This window comes from Peribacillus psychrosaccharolyticus ATCC 23296 (assembly GCF_000305495.1).
Classification (GTDB): domain Bacteria; phylum Bacillota; class Bacilli; order Bacillales; family DSM-1321; genus Peribacillus; species Peribacillus psychrosaccharolyticus.
Genome location: NZ_AJTN02000100.1, coordinates 1 through 1,629 on the forward strand (window position 1 = coordinate 1; position 1,629 = coordinate 1,629).

Consider the following 1,629-nt stretch of genomic DNA (forward strand, 5'->3'; position numbering starts at 1 on the left):
ATATATGGTATACAAACTGGTTAATCGTGTTAAAAGATACAAATTGTTGTGTTGGTGGGATCATGTTAAAAGGTCTTCCGAATAAAAATGGTGAAGTAGTAATTGGTTATTATACTATTCCTCGATATCAAGGAAATGGTTATATGACTGAAACTATCGTTAATATTAAATATTGGTTGTTAAATCAGCCTGACGTAATGTCCATTATTGCAGATACCGAAAAAGACAATATTGCATCGCACAGAGTATTAGAAAAAACAGGAGCAGAAATGTATAAAGAAACAGAAGAGTTATACTATTGGAGAATTTCCTGAAAATTCTTGTTAAATTAAAAGAGCCACCATTGAAATGGTGGCTCTTTTAATTTGGAATAAGACCTAAATTAAAATTAATTACTCAATAGGATTGAAATATTTCTCCCAAACAGCTGCGTTAGAGTGATAAGAGGAACCAATTAATAAGCCTTTTTGAATGTATGATTCTTAGTATAATCATACATTCAAATTCAAATGAAAAAATACCCTTTTTCAACTATCGGGGCAGACTTCTCCGTTTGGAGGTTGAGTACCTAAAAAAGTTGAGAGCTTTTCAGATGAATCCGGAAGGCTATCAAGAAAAGCACAAGCAGCGCTATCATTCGAACTCAAAGAAGAATACCGTCTGAAGGATGTACTTCAGGTCGTCGGTATTCCGGAATCCTCTTATCATTATCATGTAAAAAAAATGAAACAAAAAAATCCTCATCAAGAATTGGAAGAAACGATACACTCCATTTTGATGAGCATAATGGAAACTATGGCTATCGCCGGATTCATATAGCATTAAAGAACCTAGGGCTCCTAGTGAACCATAAGAAAGTGCAACGCATCATGAGAAAGCTAGGGCTGAAGGGGGATAAGTTCATTCGGATATCACGTCGATTTAGTTCATACAAAGGAACGATCGGCAAATTAGCGAAGAACAGAATCCATCGCCGGTTCAAAACCCCTAATCCCTATCAAAAACTCACCACCGACATTACAGAATTTAAGTGTGCGGATGGAGGTAAACTCTACCTCAGTCCGATTATGGATATGTATAAATGGTGAAATCCTTTCGTATGGGATGAATATGCATCCGACACTCGAATTCGTGATGAAGCCTTTGAAGGAAACTCTTCGAGTAGTAAAAGAGGCAAGATACCGAACGACCATCCATTCAGATCAAGGCTGGCATTATCAGCATAGAAAATGGGTCCAAACATTGAAAGAACATAAAGTGTTCCAAAGCATGTCCCGAAAGGGGAACTGCTTAGATAACTCGCCTATGGAGAACTTCTTCGGATTATTAAAGCAAGAAATGTATTATGGAGAATCACTTCGCACATATGAGGAACTGAAACGAGATATCGAGTCCTACATTCATTATTATAATAACCAACGGATTAAACAGAAATTGGCAGGTATGAGTCCGGTTCAATACCGTCTTCACACCAACCAATTGGCTGCGTAATATAAAACTCTAACTTTTAGGGGTCACTACACAATTGGCGGCCTTTTGAATGGATGATTTTTACACTAATCATCCATTCAATCAAGAAAAAATACCCTTGTTCACAAGATTAGAAGGGAAAAGATAAAAAAATCATAT

Annotated in this window: 3 protein-coding genes; all 3 read left to right on the forward strand. The window is 36.6% G+C overall.

The genetic code is table 11. The features are described from left to right. The coding region (locus WYK_RS06210; RefSeq protein ID WP_040373695.1) for a GNAT family N-acetyltransferase at window positions 1-314 on the forward strand (314 nt) is incomplete at its 5' end. 435 nt (window positions 315-749) lie between these two features. Continuing rightward, on the forward strand, window positions 750-1,088 hold the full coding sequence (locus tag WYK_RS26275; protein WP_412760490.1) for an IS3 family transposase: 339 nt from the start codon (window positions 750-752) through the stop codon (window positions 1,086-1,088). Continuing rightward, complete coding sequence (locus WYK_RS23825; RefSeq protein WP_081704794.1) at window positions 1,039-1,491, forward strand: IS3 family transposase; 453 nt, start codon at window positions 1,039-1,041, stop codon at window positions 1,489-1,491. Before WYK_RS26275 ends, WYK_RS23825 begins: the two co-directional genes overlap by 50 nt. The last annotated feature ends 138 nt before the right edge of the window (window positions 1,492-1,629 follow it).